This window comes from Candidatus Methylomirabilota bacterium, assembly GCA_003104975.1.
GTDB lineage: Bacteria > Methylomirabilota > Methylomirabilia > Methylomirabilales > Methylomirabilaceae > Methylomirabilis.
Window position 1 is genome coordinate 108165 of record PQAM01000019.1, and the last position, 21287, is coordinate 129451.

Annotated in this window: 20 protein-coding genes; 19 read left to right on the forward strand and 1 reads right to left on the reverse strand. The window is 62.0% G+C overall.

The window, feature by feature from the left end:
- Positions 1–5: 5 nt before the first annotated feature.
- The gene (locus C3F12_14655; GenBank protein ID PWB42434.1) at positions 6–1424 is read right to left on the reverse strand and encodes a hypothetical protein; all 1419 of its coding nucleotides are present in this window, start codon (positions 1422–1424) and stop codon (positions 6–8) included.
- Between the two features lie 173 nt (positions 1425–1597).
- On the opposite strand from C3F12_14655, the gene lysA reads away from it, so the two are divergent.
- The 19 genes from lysA (at position 1598) to C3F12_14750 (ending at position 21286) form a co-directional block, all read left to right on the forward strand.
- Entirely contained in the window at positions 1598–2854 is a 1257-nt protein-coding gene (gene lysA, locus C3F12_14660) for a diaminopimelate decarboxylase (protein PWB42435.1), read from the forward strand.
- Between the two features lie 65 nt (positions 2855–2919).
- Entirely contained in the window at positions 2920–3738 is an 819-nt protein-coding gene (locus tag C3F12_14665; GenBank protein ID PWB42436.1) for a diaminopimelate epimerase, read from the forward strand.
- 83 nt (positions 3739–3821) lie between these two features.
- Positions 3822–4706: a 4-hydroxy-tetrahydrodipicolinate synthase gene (locus C3F12_14670; GenBank protein ID PWB42437.1), complete on the forward strand. Its 885-nt coding sequence runs from the start codon at positions 3822–3824 to the stop codon at positions 4704–4706.
- A gap of 52 nt (positions 4707–4758) precedes the next feature.
- A complete protein-coding gene (locus C3F12_14675) occupies positions 4759–5571 on the forward strand; it encodes a 4-hydroxy-tetrahydrodipicolinate reductase (GenBank protein ID PWB42438.1) in 813 nt (270 codons plus the stop codon).
- Positions 5572–5733: 162 nt separating this feature from the next.
- Positions 5734–6495 (forward strand): hypothetical protein, encoded by a 762-nt coding sequence (locus C3F12_14680; GenBank protein PWB42439.1) that lies wholly within the window; start codon positions 5734–5736, stop codon positions 6493–6495.
- Positions 6496–6536: 41 nt separating this feature from the next.
- Positions 6537–7718, forward strand: coding sequence for an LL-diaminopimelate aminotransferase (locus C3F12_14685; GenBank protein ID PWB42440.1), 1182 nt, complete (start codon positions 6537–6539; stop codon positions 7716–7718).
- 62 nt (positions 7719–7780) lie between these two features.
- The gene (gene folK / locus C3F12_14690; GenBank protein ID PWB42441.1) at positions 7781–8308 is read left to right on the forward strand and encodes a 2-amino-4-hydroxy-6-hydroxymethyldihydropteridine diphosphokinase; all 528 of its coding nucleotides are present in this window, start codon (positions 7781–7783) and stop codon (positions 8306–8308) included.
- Positions 8309–8323: 15 nt separating this feature from the next.
- The gene (locus C3F12_14695; GenBank protein ID PWB42510.1) at positions 8324–8965 is read left to right on the forward strand and encodes a deoxynucleoside kinase; all 642 of its coding nucleotides are present in this window, start codon (positions 8324–8326) and stop codon (positions 8963–8965) included.
- A gap of 178 nt (positions 8966–9143) precedes the next feature.
- On the forward strand, positions 9144–9986 hold the full coding sequence (panB, locus tag C3F12_14700) for a 3-methyl-2-oxobutanoate hydroxymethyltransferase (GenBank protein ID PWB42442.1): 843 nt from the start codon (positions 9144–9146) through the stop codon (positions 9984–9986).
- A 165-nt stretch (positions 9987–10151) separates the two neighbouring features.
- Positions 10152–11000, forward strand: coding sequence for a pantoate--beta-alanine ligase (locus tag C3F12_14705; protein ID PWB42443.1), 849 nt, complete (start codon positions 10152–10154; stop codon positions 10998–11000).
- 179 nt (positions 11001–11179) lie between these two features.
- Positions 11180–11629: a division/cell wall cluster transcriptional repressor MraZ gene (gene mraZ / locus C3F12_14710; GenBank protein ID PWB42444.1), complete on the forward strand. Its 450-nt coding sequence runs from the start codon at positions 11180–11182 to the stop codon at positions 11627–11629.
- Positions 11630–11661: 32 nt separating this feature from the next.
- Positions 11662–12567, forward strand: a complete 906-nt coding sequence (locus tag C3F12_14715) for a 16S rRNA (cytosine(1402)-N(4))-methyltransferase (protein ID PWB42511.1) — start codon at positions 11662–11664, stop codon at positions 12565–12567.
- Positions 12568–12583: 16 nt separating this feature from the next.
- Entirely contained in the window at positions 12584–12934 is a 351-nt protein-coding gene (ftsL, locus tag C3F12_14720) for a cell division protein FtsL (GenBank protein ID PWB42445.1), read from the forward strand.
- Positions 12935–12952: 18 nt separating this feature from the next.
- Positions 12953–14740 carry a penicillin-binding protein gene (locus C3F12_14725; GenBank protein ID PWB42446.1) on the forward strand — a complete coding sequence of 596 codons (1788 nt, stop codon included), beginning with the start codon at positions 12953–12955 and terminating at the stop codon, positions 14738–14740.
- Positions 14718–16223, forward strand: a complete 1506-nt coding sequence (locus C3F12_14730; protein PWB42447.1) for a UDP-N-acetylmuramoyl-L-alanyl-D-glutamate--2,6-diaminopimelate ligase — start codon at positions 14718–14720, stop codon at positions 16221–16223. Before C3F12_14725 ends, C3F12_14730 begins: the two co-directional genes overlap by 23 nt.
- A 101-nt stretch (positions 16224–16324) precedes the next feature.
- The gene (locus C3F12_14735; protein PWB42448.1) at positions 16325–17092 is read left to right on the forward strand and encodes an alpha/beta hydrolase; all 768 of its coding nucleotides are present in this window, start codon (positions 16325–16327) and stop codon (positions 17090–17092) included.
- A 14-nt stretch (positions 17093–17106) separates the two neighbouring features.
- Positions 17107–18771, forward strand: a complete 1665-nt coding sequence (locus tag C3F12_14740; GenBank protein PWB42449.1) for a UDP-N-acetylmuramoyl-tripeptide--D-alanyl-D-alanine ligase — start codon at positions 17107–17109, stop codon at positions 18769–18771.
- A gap of 36 nt (positions 18772–18807) precedes the next feature.
- Positions 18808–20124 (forward strand): hypothetical protein, encoded by a 1317-nt coding sequence (locus C3F12_14745; protein ID PWB42450.1) that lies wholly within the window; start codon positions 18808–18810, stop codon positions 20122–20124.
- 79 nt (positions 20125–20203) lie between these two features.
- Positions 20204–21286 carry a phospho-N-acetylmuramoyl-pentapeptide-transferase gene (locus tag C3F12_14750; GenBank protein PWB42451.1) on the forward strand — a complete coding sequence of 361 codons (1083 nt, stop codon included), beginning with the start codon at positions 20204–20206 and terminating at the stop codon, positions 21284–21286.
- Position 21287: the final 1 nt, after the last annotated feature.

A 21287-nucleotide genomic window follows, 5' to 3' on the forward strand; every position in this document is an offset into this window, starting at 1 on the left:
GCGCGCTAGGCAGCAGGCGTGTCACCTCCCTGGACGGCGGGAGGGGTGAGCGGGATCTCGACGGTGACAGTGGTTCCGACGCCCGCGCGGCTCACGATGGAGACTGTTCCCCCTAATGCCAGCGCCTGTTCGCGCAGGCGCACCCGCTCGAGCGAATCGGCGGTGCGTCCATCCTGCTCGATCGCCTTCCCGTTATCCGCGACGACCAGGATGAGGCGGGCATCCCGCTGTTCCAGGCTGATGGTGACCATAGTAGGCCGGGAGCGGGTGGTAACGTCACCGAGGATCACCTCGCAGATGCCGAACAGTGCCGTCGACCGTTTATCATCCAGTTTAGGCATCTGAAGCGAGGTCGTAAACCGACAGTTGATGCCGGTCCGTACCGTGAACTCCCCGGTCTGCCACTCCAGGGCGGTCGGCAGTCCAAGGTCGTACAGGACCATATTATGCATCTCTGTCGAGATCCGCCGTGCTGCGCTGATCGTGCCCTGCAGAAGCTTGGACATCTCATCGATCTTCGCCAGCAGGGCGGTCTGCTCGGCCGGCAGCCGGCCGGCCAGCCACCGCAAGTCGAAATTCAGGGCCGCCAGAGTCTGCCCCAACTCGTCGTGGATCTCCCAGGCGACCCGGGTGCGCTCGTCTTTTCGGATCGATTCCAGATGGGACGTCAGGGCACGGAGCTCCTGCTGGGACGCGCGCAACTGCGTCTCCATTTGTCTCCGCCTGGTGATGTCGCGTACCAGCCAGCGCAGGCTCTGCAGCCGACCGGACTCGTCGCGAATCAGCCCCACGGCGAGCGACACCGGCACGGGCGCACCTGTCGAGGGCTGTAACAGCACCTGCCAGTCCGTCGCCGGCGTCCCTCCGGCCCGAATCCGCGTAAGGTCCTGCTCAAAGACCGACCGCTCGGCCTCCGCCACGAAGGCGACCACCGACCGGTCCACCAGCGCGTCGCGGCCCACTTGGAGCAGCCTCGCCGCCTCGGCATTGGCCTCCCGGATGCGCCCGTCGGGGTCGGTGACGAGGTAGCTGTCTGGGGCCGACTCAAACAGGTCCAGGTAGCGCCGGTGCTCCGTCTCCAGCGCCTGCTGAGTGGCCAGCAACTCCTCGTTCTGCTCGCGCAGCTCCTCCGTGAGGACGTTCAACTCTTCCAGCGCGGTGGACAGCTCCGCCAGGGTCTCCAGGGCCAGGGTACGCGGCTCGGCCGACTCGTGGGCACGGCGCTCCAACTGCTGGAGCCGCTCTCGCGCGATCTCGATCTGCCGGTCGAAGGGGTCCGTGATCATCCCTTCATCTCGTCCATCATCAACACCACGCCCGCCTGCCGAGGCGGCAAAGGTCACGATATCGAACCCCGCGTCGGCGAAGTACGGAGACACCTGCTGCTCCACCACGTTCAAGCCTGCGAATCGTCGCTTTTCCACCGGTTATTGTGGCGATGCGCCTGCTCTTCCAGAGCCGCCGACAATCGTATTGTGATGTGCCCCTCCAGTAGTGTCAAGCGAATAGCCGCCCTTCAATCTCCCACTTTCCTTTTGACTCCGTGCCCTCCCTGTGCCAAAATTCGACGGATAACCCCACACCAGGAGGGTGCTGCGTGCATCATTTCCAGTATCGCGACGATCGTCTGGCGTGCGAAGAGGTGCCGATCGAACGGATTGCTGACGCCGTCGGGACCCCGTTCTATCTGTATAGCCACGCAACGCTGACGCACCACTTTCGGACCTTTGACCAGGCGTTCGCCGACATCCCTCACCTGGTCTGTTTTGCCATGAAGGCCAACTCCAACGGTGCGACCTTGAAGCTGTTCGCCGACCTGGGAGGCGGCGCCGATGTCGTGTCGGGTGGGGAGCTCTATCGGGCCTTACGGGCCGGTATCCCGCCCAGCCGCATCGTCTTTGCAGGGGTGGGCAAGACCCGTGACGAGATGGAGTTTGCACTGAAGTCCGATATCCTGATGTTCAACGTAGAGTCGCCGCAGGAGCTCCGTCTGTTGAATGAGGTAGGGGGCGCCACGGGGATAAAGGCGAGGGTGGCGCTGCGGATCAACCCGGACGTTGATCCCAAGACCCACCCGTATATCTCGACCGGGTTGAAGAAGAGTAAGTTCGGCATCGACATCTCCCTGGCGATGGAGGAGTACCGGGTGGCCGGAGCACTGCGCCATATCGAGGTCGTTGGGGTCCATCAACATATCGGATCCCAGATTACCGAGATTGCGCCCTTCGTGGACAGTCTGGCCAAGATGGCCGGGCTGATCACCGAATTGCGTCATCATGGCTTTGCGATCAAATATCTGGATGTCGGTGGCGGGCTCGGGATCACCTACAAAGATGAAGATCCGCCGATCCCGCGGGTCTTCGCGGAGGCAATGATTGCGGTCATCAAGGATCTGGGATGCACCATCGTCCTGGAGCCTGGACGGGTCATTGTCGGGAATGCGGGGGTCCTGGTCACAAGGGTTCTCTACGACAAGCGCACGCCGGCTAAGCACTTTATCGTGGTCGATGCCGGGATGAACGATCTGGTCCGCCCGAGCCTGTACGGTTCATTCCATTCGATCCTCCCTGCACGGCGTGAGGAGGGGCGGGAGATGGTGACGGCCGATGTGGTGGGTCCCGTCTGCGAGTCGGGCGATTTCCTGGCCAAGGACCGGTCGATGCCGGTCCCCGAGCCCGGCGAGTTGCTGGTTGTGATGAGCGCCGGCGCCTACGGCCATACGATGTCATCCAACTACAACAGTCGACCAAGGCCGCCGGAGATCCTGGTGAGGGGCGATCGCTGGTTCACCATCCGCGAACGGGAAAGTTATGAGGATCTGATCCGCAGCGAGCGCATTCCGGCAGATCTGTAGGAGGCCAGTACGAGGGACGTAGGGGCGACCCACTGGGTCGCCCGTCCGAGGCGTGATGAGGTAAAATGGATAAACTAAGCTTCGTGAAAATGAGCGGAAGCGGTAACGATTTTATCCTGATCGATAACCGCGCCGGTCATCTCGACATCGAGCCCAGGACGCTGGCTGAGCGACTCTGCCGACGCCGGATCTCGGTAGGGGCTGACGGCCTGATCCTGGTCGAGCCCTCTTCGACGGCCGATTTCCGGATGCGGATCTTCAACGCCGACGGCAGTGAGGCGGAGATGTGCGGCAACGGCGGCCGTTGCGTGGCCAGGTTCGCCGAGATGTTGGGGATCGCGGCACCCGACATGGCCTTTGATACGCTGGCCGGGACGATCCGGGCGCGGGTGAACGGCGACCGGGTCACGTTGCAGATCAGCCGGCCACACGGGATGCGCCTGCGTCTATCGATTGACGTGGACGGCGTCTCGTACGAGATCCACAGCATCAATACAGGGGTGCCGCACGCCGTCCTCTTGTGTTCGGATCTGGAGGCCGTCCCGGTCCGCACGCTGGGGCGCGCCATCAGGTTTCACCCGGCCTTTCAACCGGCGGGGACGAACGTCGATTTTGTGGCCGTTGCTGACGGTCATGCGCTGGCTATCCGGACCTATGAACGGGGCGTCGAGGACGAGACGCTGGCCTGCGGCACAGGAACCGTCGCCTCAGCGCTGATCTCGGCCGAGTTGGGACTGGTGTCTTCCCCGGTCCAGGTGCAGGTCAGGAGCGGCGAGATCCTCACTGTGTCGTTCACCGGACCGGACTATCAGGAGGTCTTTTTCGAGGGGGAGGTCCGACTGGTCTATCAGGGCGAGCTGATGGCCGACGCGTTCAAGGATTAGTTTTCAGTTTTAAGTTTTTAGTCTCCAGTTGTTTACTCAAAACTAAAAACTGACAACTCGAAACTGCACTGACGGGAGATCGCATGAAGCGGATGTTCCAGGGTTCGATGGTGGCGTTGGTGACCCCCTTCAAGGACGGACGGGTTGATGAGTCCTCCCTCCGTGCGTTGGTGGAGTTTCACATCACCAACGGGACCGATGTCCTGGTCCCGTGCGGGACGACAGGCGAGTCGCCGACGCTCAGCCACGATGAACACCGGCGGGTGATCGAATTGACGATTGAGGCGGCCAATCGGCGCATTGAGGTGGTTGCGGGGACCGGCTCGAACAGTACGGCCGAGGCGATCGATCTGACGCGCTTTGCCAGACAGGCGGGGGCCGACGGCGCCCTCCTGGTTCTCCCATATTACAACAAGCCGACACAGGCCGGGCTGATGACGCACTGCCGCGCCGTGGCGGATGCGGCGGAGTTGCCGGTGATCCTCTACAACATCCCGGGGCGGACGGGGATCAACATGCTGCCGGAGACGCTGGCGACGTTGGCCGATCATCCGTATATCGTCGGGATGAAGGAGGCGACCGGCAACCTGGAACAGATGACCCAGGATATCATGCTGTGCGGGGACCGCCTGGCGTTCCTGTCCGGGGATGATACTCTCACGTTGCCGTTGCTCGCGGTGGGGGGACGAGGCGTCATTTCGGTAGTGGCCAATATTGTGCCGCGCGATGTGGCCGACCTGACCCATGCATTCCTGGGTGGCGACTGGAAGCGCGCCCGCGAGATCCACCTTAAGCTCTTCCCACTCTGCCAGGCGATGTTCTATGAAACCAACCCCATCCCGATCAAGACCGCGATGGCCATGCGGGGAATGATCGGCGGTGAGCTTCGCCTGCCGCTCTGTCCGATGAGCGAGTCCAACCTGAACCGGCTCAAGGCCGCCATGCGGGCGTACGGTCTGCTTTCATGAGCGTTCCTTCAGCCTTCAGCCTTCAGCCTTCAGCCTTATTCGGTGGCCTTCGATGATACGCACGATTGTCTGCGGCGCCGCCGGACGAATGGGTGGACGCATCATCGCTATGATCCGTGAGGCCGACGATTTCACTCTCGTTGGGGCTGTCGAACAGCCGAACAGTGCCGGCATCGGACAGGACGCCGGTGAGGTGGCGGGTATTGGTAGGCTGGGCGTTCCGGTTGTCGGCGATCTGGGTGCGGTAGTGGGCGAAGGCCAGGTGGTGATCGACTTTACCGTCCCGCAGGCTACCGTCAGTCACCTGGTCATGGCGGTCCAGGCAAAGGTCCCTGTTGTGGTAGGAACAACCGGGTTTGGCGCCACCGATCTGGACAGGATCACGGAGCTGAGCGCGACGGTGCCCTGCGTGCTTTCGCCCAATATGAGCGTCGGGGTGAACCTTGTATTCAAGGTGCTGGCTGAGGTAGCCTCGGTGTTGGGTGACGGGTATGATGTCGAGATCGTCGAGACCCACCATCGGCTGAAAAAGGACGCCCCCAGCGGGACCGCATTGAAGATGGCGCAGGTGATCGCTGATGCGCTGGGCCGGGACCTGGACAAGGTAGGAGTCTACGGTCGAAAGGGGATGGTGGGCGCGCGCGGCAAAGACGAGATTGCCATGCATGCGTTGCGGGCCGGTGATGTCGTCGGCGACCATACCGTAATCTTTGACGGCAGTGGGGAGCGGGTTGAGATTACGCACCGGGCCCATAGTCGGGATAACTTTGCGCGGGGTGCATTGCGTGCGGCGCGGTGGGTCATCGGTCGGCCGCCCGGTCTGTACGACATGCAGGACGTGCTAGGATTGAGAAGCCGAGTATGAAGCGGGGGCATTGTCGTCATTGCGAGCGACCAACGGGAGCGCGGCAATCTCACAGGTCTTGAGAGTGCGAAAAACGGTGAGATTGCTTCGGCTTCGCCTCGCAATGACAGACGCGGGGGAGCGTTCCTGAGCAGTGACCCTCCGGCATCATGGATTGACATAATGCGGATTGCACGATTCGTTACCAATAAGCAACTGCGGTACGGTGTGGTCGAGGATAGTGTTGTCCGGGAGGTCGAGGGCGACATCTTCGGCAAATTTACCGTGACGGATCGAACCCATTCGCTGAAGCGGACCAGGTTCCTGACGCCGACCGATCCCTCCAAGATTATCGGGGTCGGCCTGAACTACCGCGATCATGCTGAGGAGATGAGACTCGAGCCCCCGGAGGAGCCGATCATCTTCCTGAAGCCGTCGACCGCGTCGCTTCCCCATCGGGGCCGGATCATCTATCCGAAGTCGTGCGATCGGCTGGATTATGAGGCAGAACTGGGGATCGTCATCCGACGCACGGCGAGGGCGGTGCCGGTCGAGCGGGCGCATCGGTACGTCCTGGGGTATGTCTGCGTAAACGATGTGACCGCCCGAAACCTGCAACATAAAGACGGACAGTGGACCCGAGCCAAATCGTTCGATACCTTCGCCCCGTTCGGTCCCTGGATCCAGACCGATCTGGACCTGTCCGACGCCTGCATCCGGGCGCTTCTGAACGGTATCATTCGACAAGAGTCGAACATCAGCAACCTCATCTTTGAGGTGCCATACCTGGTCCATTTCGTGTCCACGGTGATGACCCTCTATCCGGGTGATGTCATCACCACCGGTACCCCGTCGGGGATCGGTCCGATGCGACCTGGCGATACGATTGAGATTGAGATAGAAGGGATCGGCCGGCTGAGCAATACGGTTACCGCTCAAGGCTGACGGCTGATCGTTCCGCGCACATCCAGGAGGAGAAGACAGGCATGGGAAATCCCTTTCGTGTAGCACAGCGGCTGTCGAAGCTGCCTCCATATCTCTTCGCCGAGATCGACCGTTTGAAGCAGGAGGCGATCCGTCGCGGGATGGATATCGTCAACCTGGGGGTCGGCGACCCTGATCTGCCGACACCGTCACACATTATCGCGCGGATGCAGGAGGCATCCGCCGACCCGCGGCACCACCAGTACCCGTCCTACGAGGGGATGCTGAGCTTTCGACAGACGGTAGCCGACTGGTACAGCAAACGGTTCGGCGTCACGCTTGATCCGGCAACCGAGGTCCTGAGTCTGATCGGGTCCAAAGAAGGGATTGGTCACATTCCCCTGGCGTTTGTCGATCCGGGCGACATTGTGCTGGTGCCCGATCCCGGCTACCCGGTCTATCAGGCAGGGACCGTTTTTGCGGAGGGAATCCCGTACTTCATGCCGCTCAGGCGGGAACGGTCGTTCCTGCCCGACCTCGACGCAATTCCGTCAGAGGTTCTGAAGAAGGCCCGGATTATGTTTTTAAACTACCCCAACAACCCCACGGCCGCCGTCGCATCGAGGGCGTTTTTTGCAGAGGCGGTCGACTTTGCCCGCCGTCACCGGCTGATCCTGTGCCACGATGCGGCCTATTCCGAGATGGCCTACGACGGCTACCTGCCGGAGAGCCTCCTGGCCATAGAAGGGGCGAAGGATGTTGCCATCGAGTACCATTCGCTGTCCAAGACCTATAATATGACCGGGTGGCGCATCGGCTTTGCGGTCGGCTGCCGTGAGATCCTGTCCGGCCTTGGCCGAATCAAGACCAACCTGGACTCCGGTGTCTTCCAGGCGGTGCAGGAGGCGGCGATCACGGCGCTCAACGGGCCGCAGGAGTGTGTTGAGGCGATGCGTGCCGTCTATAAGGCGCGGCGCGATGCGCTGGTGGACGGGCTGATGGCGCTCGGGTTTACGGTGGACCGGCCCAAGGCGACCTTCTATGTCTGGATCGGTGTCCCGAATGGATACACCTCCGCATCTTTTGCCTCTGTGCTGCTGTCCGAGGCCGGCATCGTCATGACGCCAGGGACGGGATTCGGTCCGAGCGGCGAGGGGTACATTCGAGCGGCCCTCACCGTAGACGTCTCCCGGATTCAGGAGGCGGTACAGCGGATTGCCGCCTTAAATCTCACTACGAGGTAGTTTCAGATATGGCGGGACCAGTGTTCTTCTCTCCCTACACCCTACACCCTAGCCCGTAGATTATGGGTGAACGCGCGTATATTGGAATCGGATCCAACCTGGGCGATCGAGTCGAACACTGCCACGCGGCCATCACGGCCATATCGAAGATTGCAGGGGTGGTGGTCGTGCGCGCCTCATCGCTGTATGAGACCGCGCCGGTCCCTCCCGCGTCGAGCCGCTGGTTTGTTAACGGCGTAGTCTCAGTCCAGACCGATCTGACGCCGGGTATGTTGCTGCTCGAACTACAACGAATCGAAGCGCGTATGGGTCGTGCGGTGGAGCGGGCGCGGGGTGTGGATCGGAGCATCGATCTCGACCTCTTGTTGGTAGGATCACAGGTGGTCGAAACACCGGACCTGGTTCTTCCCCACCCGCGTCTACATCAGCGACGTTTCGTCTTGACCCCGCTCTGTGAACTCGATCCGGAACTCTGCCATCCCGTCTTCGATGTGACGATGCGACAGTTGCTCGATCGTCTCGACGACCCGTCGGTCGTTCGGCGGTTGTCGCCGGCCGGCATCTCTGTGGGGGGGAAGGGAGGAGTTTAGGTGACAGGCCGCGCCCTGAAGCCGCGTTACATTGTGGTCGAAGGTCCCATCGGTGTCGGCAAGACGAGTCTGGCCGAACTGCTGGCGGATCGGCTGCAGGCCAGAACGTTGTTGGAGGGTCCGGACGAAAACCCCTTCATCGCCAAATTCTATACCGATATGCGGCGGTACGCCTTTCAGGCCCAGCTCTATTACCTGTTGAACAGGTTCCGTCAACAACAGGAACTGGCCCAGGTTGATCTCTTCAAGCAGTCGCTGGTAAGCGACTATCTGTTTGTGAAGGACAAGATCTTCGCCTATTTGACGCTCGACGACAACGAGTTGGCGCTGTATGAACGGTTGCAACCGCTGCTGGAGACGCGTGTCGTCAAGCCCGACCTCGTTCTGTATCTGCAGGCCGGCACCGATGTCCTGATCCGTCGGATTCAGGCGCGGGCGAGGGTCTCCGAGCGGGAGATGGATCGGTCCTATCTGGAGGATGTGAATGCCGCCTACAACCACTTCTTCTTTCACTACTCGACAACGCCGCTGCTGGTCGTGAATACCAACGAGATCGATTTCGTGAAGCACAAGCGCGATTTCGAGGACCTGGTCAGACAGATCGGGACGGTGCGGCCGGGTACCCAGTACTATGTGCCGCTGGGATCCCGCGAATAGGAATCGAGCGTGGCTACAAGGCGTTTAAGCTGTAGACTGAAGACTGAAGGCTCTTAATTATCTCGCAAGGCACGAATCAAGCCATTCAGACCTTTTCGGAGTTTTGTATGACCACGTGTGACTTACCCCTGCAAGCCTTCAGCCTCCAGCCTAACTACCTGAGTAGTGACGATCGATCATGACCGACCGGACGGTCAGAACGGTCGCCCTGCAGCAGATGAAGCGCGAGGGGCGAAAGATCACCATGCTGACGGCGTACGACTATCCGATGGCGCTGCTGGTGGACCGCGCGGGGATCGATCTGATCCTGGTGGGCGACTCCGGGGGGATGACGGTCCTCGGGTACGAGACGACGATCCCGGTTACCATGGACGAGATGCTGATGATGACCAAGGCGGTGACCCGTGCGGTGAAACGGGCGATGGTCATCGCCGACATGCCGTTTCTGTCGTACGAGGCCGAGCCGGCCGATGCCGTGAGAAACGCCGGACGGTTCATCAAGGAGGGGCTGGCCCATGCCGTCAAGGTCGAACGCGGGTGGCCCTCGCTTTCGTCGGTGCGGGCGATTGTCGACGCCGGGATTCCGGTCATGGGACACGTCGGACTCACCCCGCAGACGGCCGTTCTGCAGGAAGGGCTGAAGGTGCAGGGGAAAGGGCTCGACGCCGCCCGCTGCATCCTTGAGGATGCCCTGGCGCTGGAGAAGGCCGGGGCCTTTGCGATCGTGCTGGAGGCGATTCCCGGCGCGCTTGCCAAGGTCATCACCAAGCGGGTGACGGTTCCCACGATCGGGATCGGGGCCGGACCTCACTGCGACGGTCAGGTCCTGGTGCTGCACGATCTGCTGGGGCTTTTCGAGCGTTTCGCACCGAGGTTTACGAAGCGCTACGCCGATCTGGCCGGGATCATCAGCGATGCGGTGAGCCGGTACCGAGAGGATGTGGTCGAGTGCCGATTCCCGGAGGCCGCGCAGACCTACATGGTCGATCCGGAAACCGAGCGGGCGTTGCAGGAACTATGAGGCATGACCGGCTGACAGGGGTGGAGGGGAGTGTGCGAAGCGTCGTCGATGGCAGGCGTAGCACGGACAGCGCAGCCTGCCAGCGCCGATTCGAGCCGGACAGGGACGTCCGGCGAGATTGAGCGAAGCGCGCTGCCGTCCATCCCGGCCAACTGAGGGCGTACTGTGCAGACGATTGATGATCCGTCGATGATCCAGCGACACTGCGCGCAGCTGCGGCGCGACGACAAGCGTATCGGACTTGTGCCGACGATGGGCGCCTTCCACGATGGACACCTCTCGCTCATGCGGAGGGCGCACGCGGAGAACGACATCGTTGTTGTCAGCCTCTTCGTCAATCCGATCCAGTTCGACCGGCGCGAGGATCTCGACAGCTATCCGCGGGACCTGGATGGCGACCTGGCGCAGGCGGCAGATGCCGGGATCGATCTGGTATTCGCGCCATCGGCAGAGGCGATCTACCCGAAGGGCTTCCAGACCTACGTTGACGTGACGGAGCTTACCGAGGGATTATGCGGCGCCTCCCGTCCAGGTCATTTTCGCGGCGTGACCACGGTGGTCGCGAAGCTGTTCAACCTTGTTAGGCCGCACCGGGCCTACTTCGGTCAAAAGGACTATCAGCAATCGGCGGTTGTTCGGCGTCTCGCGGCGGATCTCAATTTCGATCTCGAGATCATCGTCTCACCGACGGTTCGCGAATCCGACGGCCTTGCGATGAGCTCGCGCAATGTTCGGTTGACGCTGCAGGAGCGCCGCGCGGCATCTGTGCTCTATCGTTCGCTCGCTCACGCGGATGCGCTGGTCATGGCCGGCGAACGCCGTACGGCAACTATCCTCAAAGACGTGCGTACGATGATCGAGGCCGAGCCGCTGGCGCGGATCGATTATGTGGCCGCCTGTCACCCCGACACATTGCAAACGCTGGATCGCATTGAAGGACCCGCGCTGATCGCACTTGCCGTGCGATTCGGTGGAACGCGTCTCATCGACAACATCGTGATTACGCCCGCCTGACCGCATCACGTCGGCACCTCAGCCGAGCAGTGTTTAACAGCGATGCACAGTAAGACCCACCACTCAAAAACCCCGCACATTTTTCTTGACAAGGCACACCGGCTTTTATATCGTTGCGGCACGGTGGGATGGAGTGGGATGAAATGGTATAGACCTCCATAGAGAAGCGATGCTATCCCATGTTCCGTGGAAGCTTCGAACACGCAATCGACGATAAAGGACGGCTCAGCATCCCGGCCAGATACCGCGACATTCTGAAGCGGCGGCGAGAGCGTGAGCTGATCCTCGTCGACCCTCTCTTTGACGCCTGCATCGTCGCCTACCCGATCAAGACCTGGCAGCAGGTCGAACAGAACCTGTTGAACAACGGCAACTCAGACAAGCGGTTTCGGGACTATACTCGCCTCATCTCGGCCCATGCGGTTGAGTCGATGATTGATACCCAGGGACGAATCCTGATTCCGCCTCCACTCAGGGACAAGGCGAACCTGCGCCGTGATGTCGTGATCGTCGGCGTATTGGATAAGATCGAAATCTGGAACAGAGAACGCTGGACATTGTTCTGCGCGCAGGAGCGGGATCCTGAGGAGTACGCCGGTAAGCTGGCCGAACTGGGGATCCGAGTATAGGTGCAGCATGTGGGGAGCGCACGGTGGGGGAGGTGACCGTCGAGCATCGGCATCGTCCGGTTCTGCTGGAGGAGGTGCTGACCATCCTGCGCCCGCAATCGGGCGGTCGCTACCTCGATGCCACCGTCGGTTTGGGTGGGCATGCGGAGGCGATCCTGGCGGCGAGCGCGCCGGCAGGTCGCCTGTACGGGATCGATCGCGATGCCGAGGCCTTGGCGCTGGCCAGGGACCGGCTTGGTCGGTTCGGAGATCGGGTCGAACTGTGCCGGGCCGATTTTGCCGGACTGAGCGCTATCGCAGCAGAGCAGGGGTGGGGTCCTTTCGACGGCATTGTGTTTGACCTTGGCGTATCGTCGTTCCAACTGGACGACGCCTCGAGGGGGTTCAGCTTTATGAGAGAGGGGCCGCTGGATATGCGGATGGATCGTCATGGATGTGAGCGATCGGCGGCGGAACTGCTGGCTCGGATTTCCGAGCGCGACCTCGCGCGATTGCTGCAGGAGTACGGCGAGGAGCGATGGGCGCGGCGAATCGCGTCGCGGATTGTGCAAGAGCGGCAGACCCGGCCGCTTACCTCTACCGCTCAACTCGCGCGTCTGGTGGCGGCCGCGGTGCCGCGGCGCGCCTGGCCGCGGCGGATCCACGTGGCAACGCGAACATTCCTGGCCTTGCGTATTGCCGTCAATAATGAGCTGGCGAGGCTCAGGCGTGGCCTGCAGGAGGCCGTTGCGTTGCTTGCCGCCGGGGGCCGAATCAGTGTCATCAGTTTTCACTCGCTTGAGGATCGGATTGTGAAGGAGACGCTTCGGGGATGGGCACGTTCGGACCCGCCGCATGTCCGTCTCCTGACCAAACGGCCGATCTGCCCGACAGAGCCGGAGATTGAGGCCAATCCGCGCGCCCGCAGCGCAAAGCTTCGGGCGGCGGAACGGTGCTGAGGGAGGGGAGGAGAAGATGAGAAGCCACAGTATCGCCGCGTGGACGTCGGTGGGACGAGACCGGGCCAGCAGTGTGTTGAAACCGCGGGTCGATCAGATTCGGCGGTTCGACCTGCTGCAGTCGCTGTTGCTGGGAGGCGTCGTCCTGATCGTCATCCTGTTTTACGTCTGGCAGCAGATCCAGGTGGTGCGGCTTGGGTATCAGATCGAAGATCTTGCGGGAGAGCGCGCGGCCCTCATTCGACAGCAAAAGGGACTGCGCGTTGAGGTGGCCCGGCTGAAGTCGCTCCGCCGTGTCGAGGAGATCGCCCGCCGTCAGCTTGGTCTTACGACCCCGAAGTCGGGTCAGGTCGTGACCCTCGAGTAGTCTGCGGAAAGAGGTCGTATGTCGATGCCGCGTCGCAGCCGAGAGGGATCATCCAATACGGGCGCGCCCGCGCCGACCAGGCGCGTCCTGTTGCGACGTCGCGTCATCATCCTGTTCTGCTCGCTCACGACGGCCCTCGCGGTGGTCTCCGGCCAACTCTTTTCCCTGCAAATTTATCGATATCCGGAGCTGATCAAAGCCGCGAATAGCCAGACCTGGCGACGAGTCCCGTCGGTCGCCCGACGCGGAACGATTTATGATCGCAACGGTCGGGAGTTGGCGATCAGCCTCTCGACCGCCTCGATCTTCGTTCGGCCGACCGAGATCGAGGATCCAAAGCGGACCGCCGCGGCACTATCGGCCGCGCTCAGCCTGCCCGTCGAGAAGATCCGTAAACGATTACGCTCGAAAAAGTCGCTCATCTATATCAAGCGCGCGGCCTCTTCCGAGGAGGCGGAGGCGGTCACGGGCCTGGCCTTGAAGGGGGTCGGATTCGATATGCAGAGCAAGCGATTCTATCCGAAGGCGCAACAGGCGGCCCACCTCCTGGGATTTGTGGGGACGGACGATCAGGGGCTGGAGGGATTGGAAGTGCAGTACGAGCCCTACCTGGCCGGCAAGCGCAAGTGGATTGCGCGCCAACAGGACGCCAAGCGACGACCGATCTTCAGGGAGGAGGCCGGTGAGACGCAGGGTGCGGATCTGCACCTGACCATTGATGAGGTGGTCCAATATATCACCGAGCGGGAGCTGGAGGTGGCAGTGACCGAGTCCGGCGCCCTCAGCGGCAGCGCCATTGTCATGGATCCGTTCAGCGGCGAGATCCTGGCGCTGGCCAACTACCCGACGTTCGACCCCAATATCTATGGTGAGGCATCGACCTTTGCCCGTCGGAATCGGGCGATCGTTGATTACTACGAGCCGGGGTCGGCCTTTAAGGCCATCGTCGGTGCGGGCGCGCTGGAGGAGAGGCTGGTGCGGCCGGACGATCGCTTTAATGGTGAGGGGGGCGCCATCGAGGTGGGCGGGGTGACCATTCGCGACCATGAAAAGTTCGAGAGCCTGACCTTCGCCGAGGTGCTGGCCCACTCCAGCAACGTGGGGGCGATCAAGGTCGGCCAGCGGTTGGGCAAGAGCCACTACTACGATTACATCAGCGGCTTCGGCTTCGGTACGCTTACCAAGATCGATCTGCCCGGCGAGACCCCCGGTCTGATCCGGCGTCCGAAGGAATGGTCGGCCCTCTCGCTGGCCTCGCTCTCTATCGGACAGGAGATCTCCGTCACCCCGCTGCAGATGTTGACGGCGATGAGCGCTATTGCGAACGGCGGTATTCTGGTGCGGCCGTACGTCGCCAAGTCGATCGTCGCGGCGGACGGCAAGGTGATCCGTGAGAACGAGCCGACCCAGATCCGGCGCGTGATCTCGGAGAACACCGCGAGAACCCTCGCCGATCTTCTCAGGGGGGTCGTCACGGAAGGGACGGGGAAGGCCGCTGCCGTAGAAGGATATGAGGTGGCTGGTAAGACCGGAACCTCTCAAAAGATCGATCGGGCCACCGGCCGTTACTCCCGCCAGAAGGTAGTGGCGTCATTCGTGGGGTTTGTGCCGGTCGAGCGCCCCCAACTGGCCATCATCGTGATCATCGACGAGCCGGCTACCCTCCGCTGGGGCGGATCGATTGCTGCGCCGACGTTTCGAGAGATCGCGCGTGAATCCCTGAAGCATCTGAGAAGGAGTCCGGTCGTTCAGGAGCCGTTCCCGTTGGCGGAAGGGATTCGTCATGCGGCTTTTCGACTTAATTGACGGCATCGACTGCCGGGTCCTCCGAGGGCCTATTGATGTAGAGATACGACAGATCCGGTACGATTCCAGACAGGTGGAGCCCGGCGATCTGTTCGTCTGTATCAGCGGTTTCAGGCGGGACGGTCATGACTTCATGCCGGCCGCCTGGGCGGCCGGCGCCGCGGCGATCCTGGTGGAGCGCCACGATCTGCCGGAGGCGGCGCTCTGTGGCGGGACGGTGGTCAAGGTGGCGAACGCTCGACAGGGCCTGGCCGTCGCCGCCTGTCGATTCTACGGTCATCCCTCGCGTACACTTACCATGATCGGCGTCACCGGCACCAACGGTAAGACCACGACCACCTACCTCGTCGAATCGGTTCTGCGCCGCGCAGGTCATCAGGTCGGATTGATCGGTACCATCGGGTACCGTTACAACGACGTGGTGATGGAGGCGGCCAGAACGACACCCGAATCCAGCGATCTGCAGGCGCTTCTCCAACGGATGGTGCATCTGGGCGCCGACCGCGTGGTCATGGAGGTCTCATCCCACGCCTTGGCGCTCCACCGTGTTGATGGTTGCGAGTTCGACGTGGCGGTGTTTACGAACCTGACGCAGGATCATCTCGATTTTCACGGTACCATGGAGGCATACCGGAACGCCAAGCTGTCTCTCTTTGAGGGGTTGGGTGTCGGATCGACAAAAACGGCGGAGAAGGCGGCGGTGGTCAATCTTGACGATCCAGCCGCGGACCTCTTTCTCCGGGCGACACGGGCCCGACGCCTGACCTACAGCGTCGAGCGATCGGCCGATCTGTCGGCCACCGATATCGACATGGGGCCGGACGGCATCCGGTGTCGACTGCAGACACCGTGGGGCGCCACAGAGGTCTGCTCGCCGCTGCTTGGACGCTATAACCTGTCCAATATTCTGGCGGCTGCGGCCACCGGCCTGCATTTGGGTGCGGATCTCTCGACGATGGCGGACGGGATCGCCGCACTCCGCCATGTCCCGGGTCGGTGTGAACGGGTCGAGGCCGGACAGGCGTTCAGCGTTATGGTCGATTACGCGCATACCCCTGACGCGCTGCGACGTGTCCTCCGCATGGCACGGCAATGCTGTCCGGGACGCCTGATCGTTCTATTCGGGTGTGGTGGTGAACGGGATCGGGGGAAGCGGCCGCTCATGGGAGCGGCGGCGCTGGAACTGGCCGATTTTACGGTCATCACCTCCGATAATCCCCGCGGCGAGGACCCTCATCAGATCATCGACGAGGTCGAGAGTGGGGCCAAAAAGGTGTGGGGTCAGGGTAAGGGCTATGTTACAATTTTAGATCGAGGGATGGCCATTCGTGAGGCCCTCTCGCTGGCGGGTCGCGGCGACATGGTGGTGATCGCGGGGAAGGGCCACGAGACATACCAGATTCTTCACGATCGGACGATCCCGTTTGATGACCGACTGGTGGCTCAAGAGGCGCTCCACGAATTAGGGTTTTCCGGAGAGTAAAAAGGGTAGAGGGTGTAGCGTGGAGGGTATAGAAAAAAAACAGCAGCACCATCTCCTACCCCCTACCCCCTACCCCCCATACCCTGTTCTGTGGTGCTGGCGTGCTGATCCGTGTCGGTGACCTGGATACCCATTTCACCGTGTGGGGAGAAGGGAGGCCGGTACTGCTCCTGCATGGATGGGGTATGTCAGGCGAGTCGTTAAGTCCGATTGCCAAGACGTTGGGGGATCGATTCCGGGTCTACGCGCTTGATCTGCCGGGTTTTGGCTGGACCCCGGCCGCTTCCACCACGTGGGGGACATGGGAGTATGCGTCCTATGTCGAGGCATTTATGGACCGCGTCGGTATCCCGAAGGCGGGCTTGATCGGCCACTCATTTGGAGGCCGGATCGCACTGGTCCTGGCTGCTCAACGGCCCGGCAGAATCACGGACCTGGTTCTGGTGGGCAGCGCGGGAATTCGCCCGACGCGAGGGTTACGGTATCACATCAAGGTCGGCGCCGTGAAGCTGGCGAAGCGATGCTTTTCGATCCCCCTCTGGGGAAGGTTGGGGGAGCGGATCATCGCCGGAATCTATGGACGGATAGGGTCGCGGGACTATCGGAACGCCGGGCCCATGCGCGCCACGCTGGTAAAGGTTGTGGCTGAAGATCTTCGTGACATGCTGTCGTCCATTCGCGTCCCAACCCTGATCATCTGGGGCGATAAAGATCAAGAGGTCCCGTTCTCGTCGATGCAGATCATGGCGCGCGGGATCCAGGGTTCGCGGTTGGAGGTATTTGAGGGGGCCGGCCATTTCCCGTTTGTCGACAGGCCGGACCGGTTTGGTCGGGTGGTGAGGGAGTTTCTGTGTCGGGAGCGTGGGTGAAAAGGTTGGATGGCGTGCTCGGCTCTTCGCTTGCGGGCCGGTCCGTCACCGGAGCGCTGCCGTATGCGGCGGTCGTTATGGCGCGCCACCTGGATCTGATCTATGTCACCCAGTTGGAGCGGTACAACAGCATGCGCCTGCGTGGCTGGATTGCCAGGCATTGGGGCATCATCCTGGACGGCCGCGGGATGCTTGTCCAGGCGGCGGTTCTGGGAACCGGACTCCTCCTGGCGTGGTTACCTATTCCGCTTCCCGGTATTGCGTTTTACATGATGTGGCTGATCGCCGGGATTCGGCTTGCGGCCGGATATTCATCACTTCAGGTCAGTCAGCGGCTGCAGTGGACGCCCCGAGCCGTGCGTCTGGCGGCGATCACGGGCGTTTTGGCGGCGGCGGCCATCCTGGTCGTGACGTGGCTGATCGACGCCCTGCTGTCTTCGCTGATGACGGTTCCCCTTGCGTTTCGTATCGGCATCGGCCTGGCTGCCGGCCTGCTTGTCGCGTCCGAGGTTGCCGCGGGGACGGTTCTCACGGCCAATCTGAGCCTCGCTCCGTATGAGCGGGCGATCAATCGGCGCTTCTATACGCTGGCGACGGCGCGGATGCACCGGTATCCCGGCGAGGTGATCGGGATTACGGGGAGCTACGGGAAGACGACGACCAAGTTTATCGCCGCTGCCCTGCTGCAGAGGCGCTACCCGGTCTTCAAGACGCCGGATGGGGTGAATACCACCATGGGCATCGTGCGGATCGTCCGCGAGGCGTTGCAGGATGATCACCGGTTCTTCGTTGTCGAGGTGGCGGCCTACGGTCCCGGCGAGATCAAGGAGGTGTGCGAGATCTTACACCCGCAGATCGGGATCCTTACGGCGGTCGGGGTTCAGCACCTCGAGCGGTTCGGGACGCCGGAGCGGATCGCCGAGGCGAAGTATGAACTGATCGCGTCGCTGCCGCCCGATGGACTGGCGATCATCAACGCCGACGATCCGGTTTGTCTGCGATTGGCCGAACGCGCCAGACAGGAGGGGCGGCGGGTACTCCTGTACGGGATCGGCGAGGACGAGCGGGCGCTGGGTGTCCGGGGGAAGGATGTCAAGCTTTCCAGTAAGGGTTCCGCCTTTCGCGTCCAGACCGGGCAGGGCGTCGCCATGTTTGAGACTAGGCTGCTGGGGAGTTGGAATATCAGCAACATCCTGGGGGCAACGGCGGCGGCGCTGGAGTGCGGCGTGCCGTTGGAGGCAATTGCCGACGACGTAAGAACGCTTACGCCGGCCCCGAAGCGTCTGGAGCTTCGGGAAGAGGGCGGGGTGATTAAACTGATCGATGTCGCCAACGCCAACCCACGCGGGGCGCAGATGGCCCTGGAGGTCCTCAGCCAGTTTCAGGGAGGCTCGAAGATCCTGATTACGCCGGGCATGGTGGAACTGGGCCAGATCGAGGCGGAGGAGAATCGGCAATTGGGGCGGGCGGCGGCTGCGATCTGTGATTACGTGGTGTTGGTCGGGCCGCAGCAGACCCAACCGCTGCGGGAAGGACTGCGCGAGGCCGGGTTTGCCGGCAGTCGGGTGCTCGTGGCCCGGCACACCGGCGAGGTGGCCGACTGCCTCAAGGCGATCGTTCGCGAGGGGGACATCCTGTTGTACGAAAACCGGTTGCCGGATACCTACCTGGAACGATAAAGACAGGGTATAGGGTGTTGGGTGTAAGGGATCTGAATGATGAGTAGCGCATTGACACGCATAGGGTTGATCTTCGGGAGCCGCTCGGTAGAGCGCGAGGTCTCGATCATGACCGCCGGCAAGGTCTATGAGGTCCTGCTCTCGCTGCAGGACCGGTTCGAGACGCTGCCGATCTTTCTCACGGGTGAGGGGACGTGGCTGACCGGTGAGGCGGTTCGGGACCTGTTGACGATCGATGCCGAGATACGAAGGCTGGCGGAACGGGGCGCTGCGGCGGGACCGGATGAACGGGCACGGCTTGATGCCGAAAAACTCAGGCTGAATCGCGAGCGATATGCGCCCCAGCTTGAGAACCTGGATCGGGGCCAGAACGCCACAGGGGTCGAGCCGCTCTTCCTGGCGCCCGATCCGTCGGTCGGCGGGTTGATGTCGCAGCAGGAGCGCAAAGGTTGGCTGCGGAAAGCGGCCCAACACCCCACCATCGACCTGGCCTTTCCGGTCATCCATGGGACGCACGGCGAAGACGGAACGATTCAGGGCCTGTGTGAATTGGCCGATCTGCCGTATGTTGGGACCGGGGTCGCCGCCTCTGCGGTTGGCATGGATAAGATCATCTCCAAGCTCGTCTTCCAGGGCGCAGGTCTTCCGGTGGTAGAGGGGGTCGGCGTGACCCGGCGTGAGCTGTTGGAGGATGAGGCGGCCGTTGTACGGACGCTTGAAGGCAGGCTGGGTTACCCGGTCGTTGTCAAGCCGGCGGTTGCCGGGTCCAGCGTCGGGATCGGTGTGGCGCACGATACGACCGAACTGCTGAACCTGACGAAGCGCGCGATGCGCTTCAGCCGGCGCATCCTGGTCGAGCGGGCCGTTCAGCAGCGGATCGAGGTGCAGTGCGGCGTCCTTGGCAATCATGCGCTGACCGTCTCGGCGTGTGAGGAACTGATCGGTTCGGGTGAGGTCGTTGCCTATCGGGACAAATACCCGGAGGACAAAAAGCCGGGGAGCGCGGACCTGGCGCCGAGCATCATCCCGGCCAGGATTCCGCAGACGCTGTCGGATGAGATCCGATCGATGGCGGCAGCCGCCTTTCGGTCGATTGATGCGCGCGGGATCTCCCGGGTCGATTTCCTCATCGACTCGGTCACGATGAAGCCGTACGTCAACGAGGTCAATACCATGCCGGGGTCGCTGTCGCTTACCCTCTGGGAGCAAAGCGGGGTAAAGCCTGCCGAGTTGATCGTTCGCCTGGTGGAATTAGCGCTGGAGGCCCATCGCGACAAGCGCTCGACCCAGTTCACATCAACAGAGGGCAAGGCGTTGGTGGACCGGCGCCATCTGGTGACGCCCGGCAAATAAAGTAGAAGATAGGGTGTTGGGTGTGGGGTGTTGAGGGAAAGGATTACGCGTAAGGTGGAGGGTGTAGGGTAAGGATTGAATGCTGTATCATTTATTGTTCCCATGGCACGAGAGCTTCACGATTTTCAATGTCTTCCGGTATGTGACCTTCCGTACGGCCGGGGCTATCCTGACCGCGTTGCTGATCAGCCTGCTGATGGGGCCGGCGTTGATCCGCCGGCTGCAGCAGTTGCAGATCGGCCAGAGCATCAGGGACGACGGGCCGGCGGGTCATCTGCAGAAGGCCGGGACACCCACCATGGGCGGCCTCCTGATCCTGGCCTCCATCCTTGTTGCGACGTTGCTCTGGGCCAATCTGGCCAACCGGTTTGTCTGGCTTGCGCTGTTCAGCACGCTCTGGATGGGGACCGTAGGATTTGTCGACGACTATCGGAAGGTGGTGGCCAAGAACAGCAAGGGGCTCTCGGCCAAAGCGAAACTGTTGTGGCAGATCGTGCCCAGTATGCTGGTCGGTCTGGTGCTGTATATCAGCCCTGTCGACGACTCCACCACCAGACTGGCCATCCCCTTCTTTAAGCGCTGGATGCCCGATCTGGGGTGGGGATATGTCCTGTTCGTGACGCTGGTGATTGTCGGCGCGTCGAATGCGGTAAACCTGACCGACGGCCTGGATGGATTGGCCATCGGCCCGGTCCTGATCTCCGCGGCGGCGTATACGGTTCTGGCCTATATTGCGGGCCATGCCAACATCGCTCATTACTTGCAGGTGGTCTTCGTGCGGGGGAGTTCGGAGTTGACGGTCTTTGGCGGCGCCATCGTCGGGGCTAGCCTGGGGTTCCTCTGGTACAACACCTATCCTGCGCAGCTCTTTATGGGCGACACCGGCTCGCTGGCGCTGGGGGCCGCGGTGGCCACGCTCGCCGTCCTGGTCAAGAGCGAATTGCTGCTGCTGATCGTCGGCGGGGTGTTTGTCGCGGAGGCGGTCTCGGTGATCCTGCAGGTCTTTTCCTACCGGACGACCGGCCGACGGGTCTTCCGGATGGCGCCGATCCATCACCACTACGAGTTGAACGGGATGGCGGAGCCGAAGATCATTGTTCGGTTCTGGATCATCTCCTTTATCCTGGCCCTGCTCTCGCTCACGACGTTGAAGTTGAGGTGAC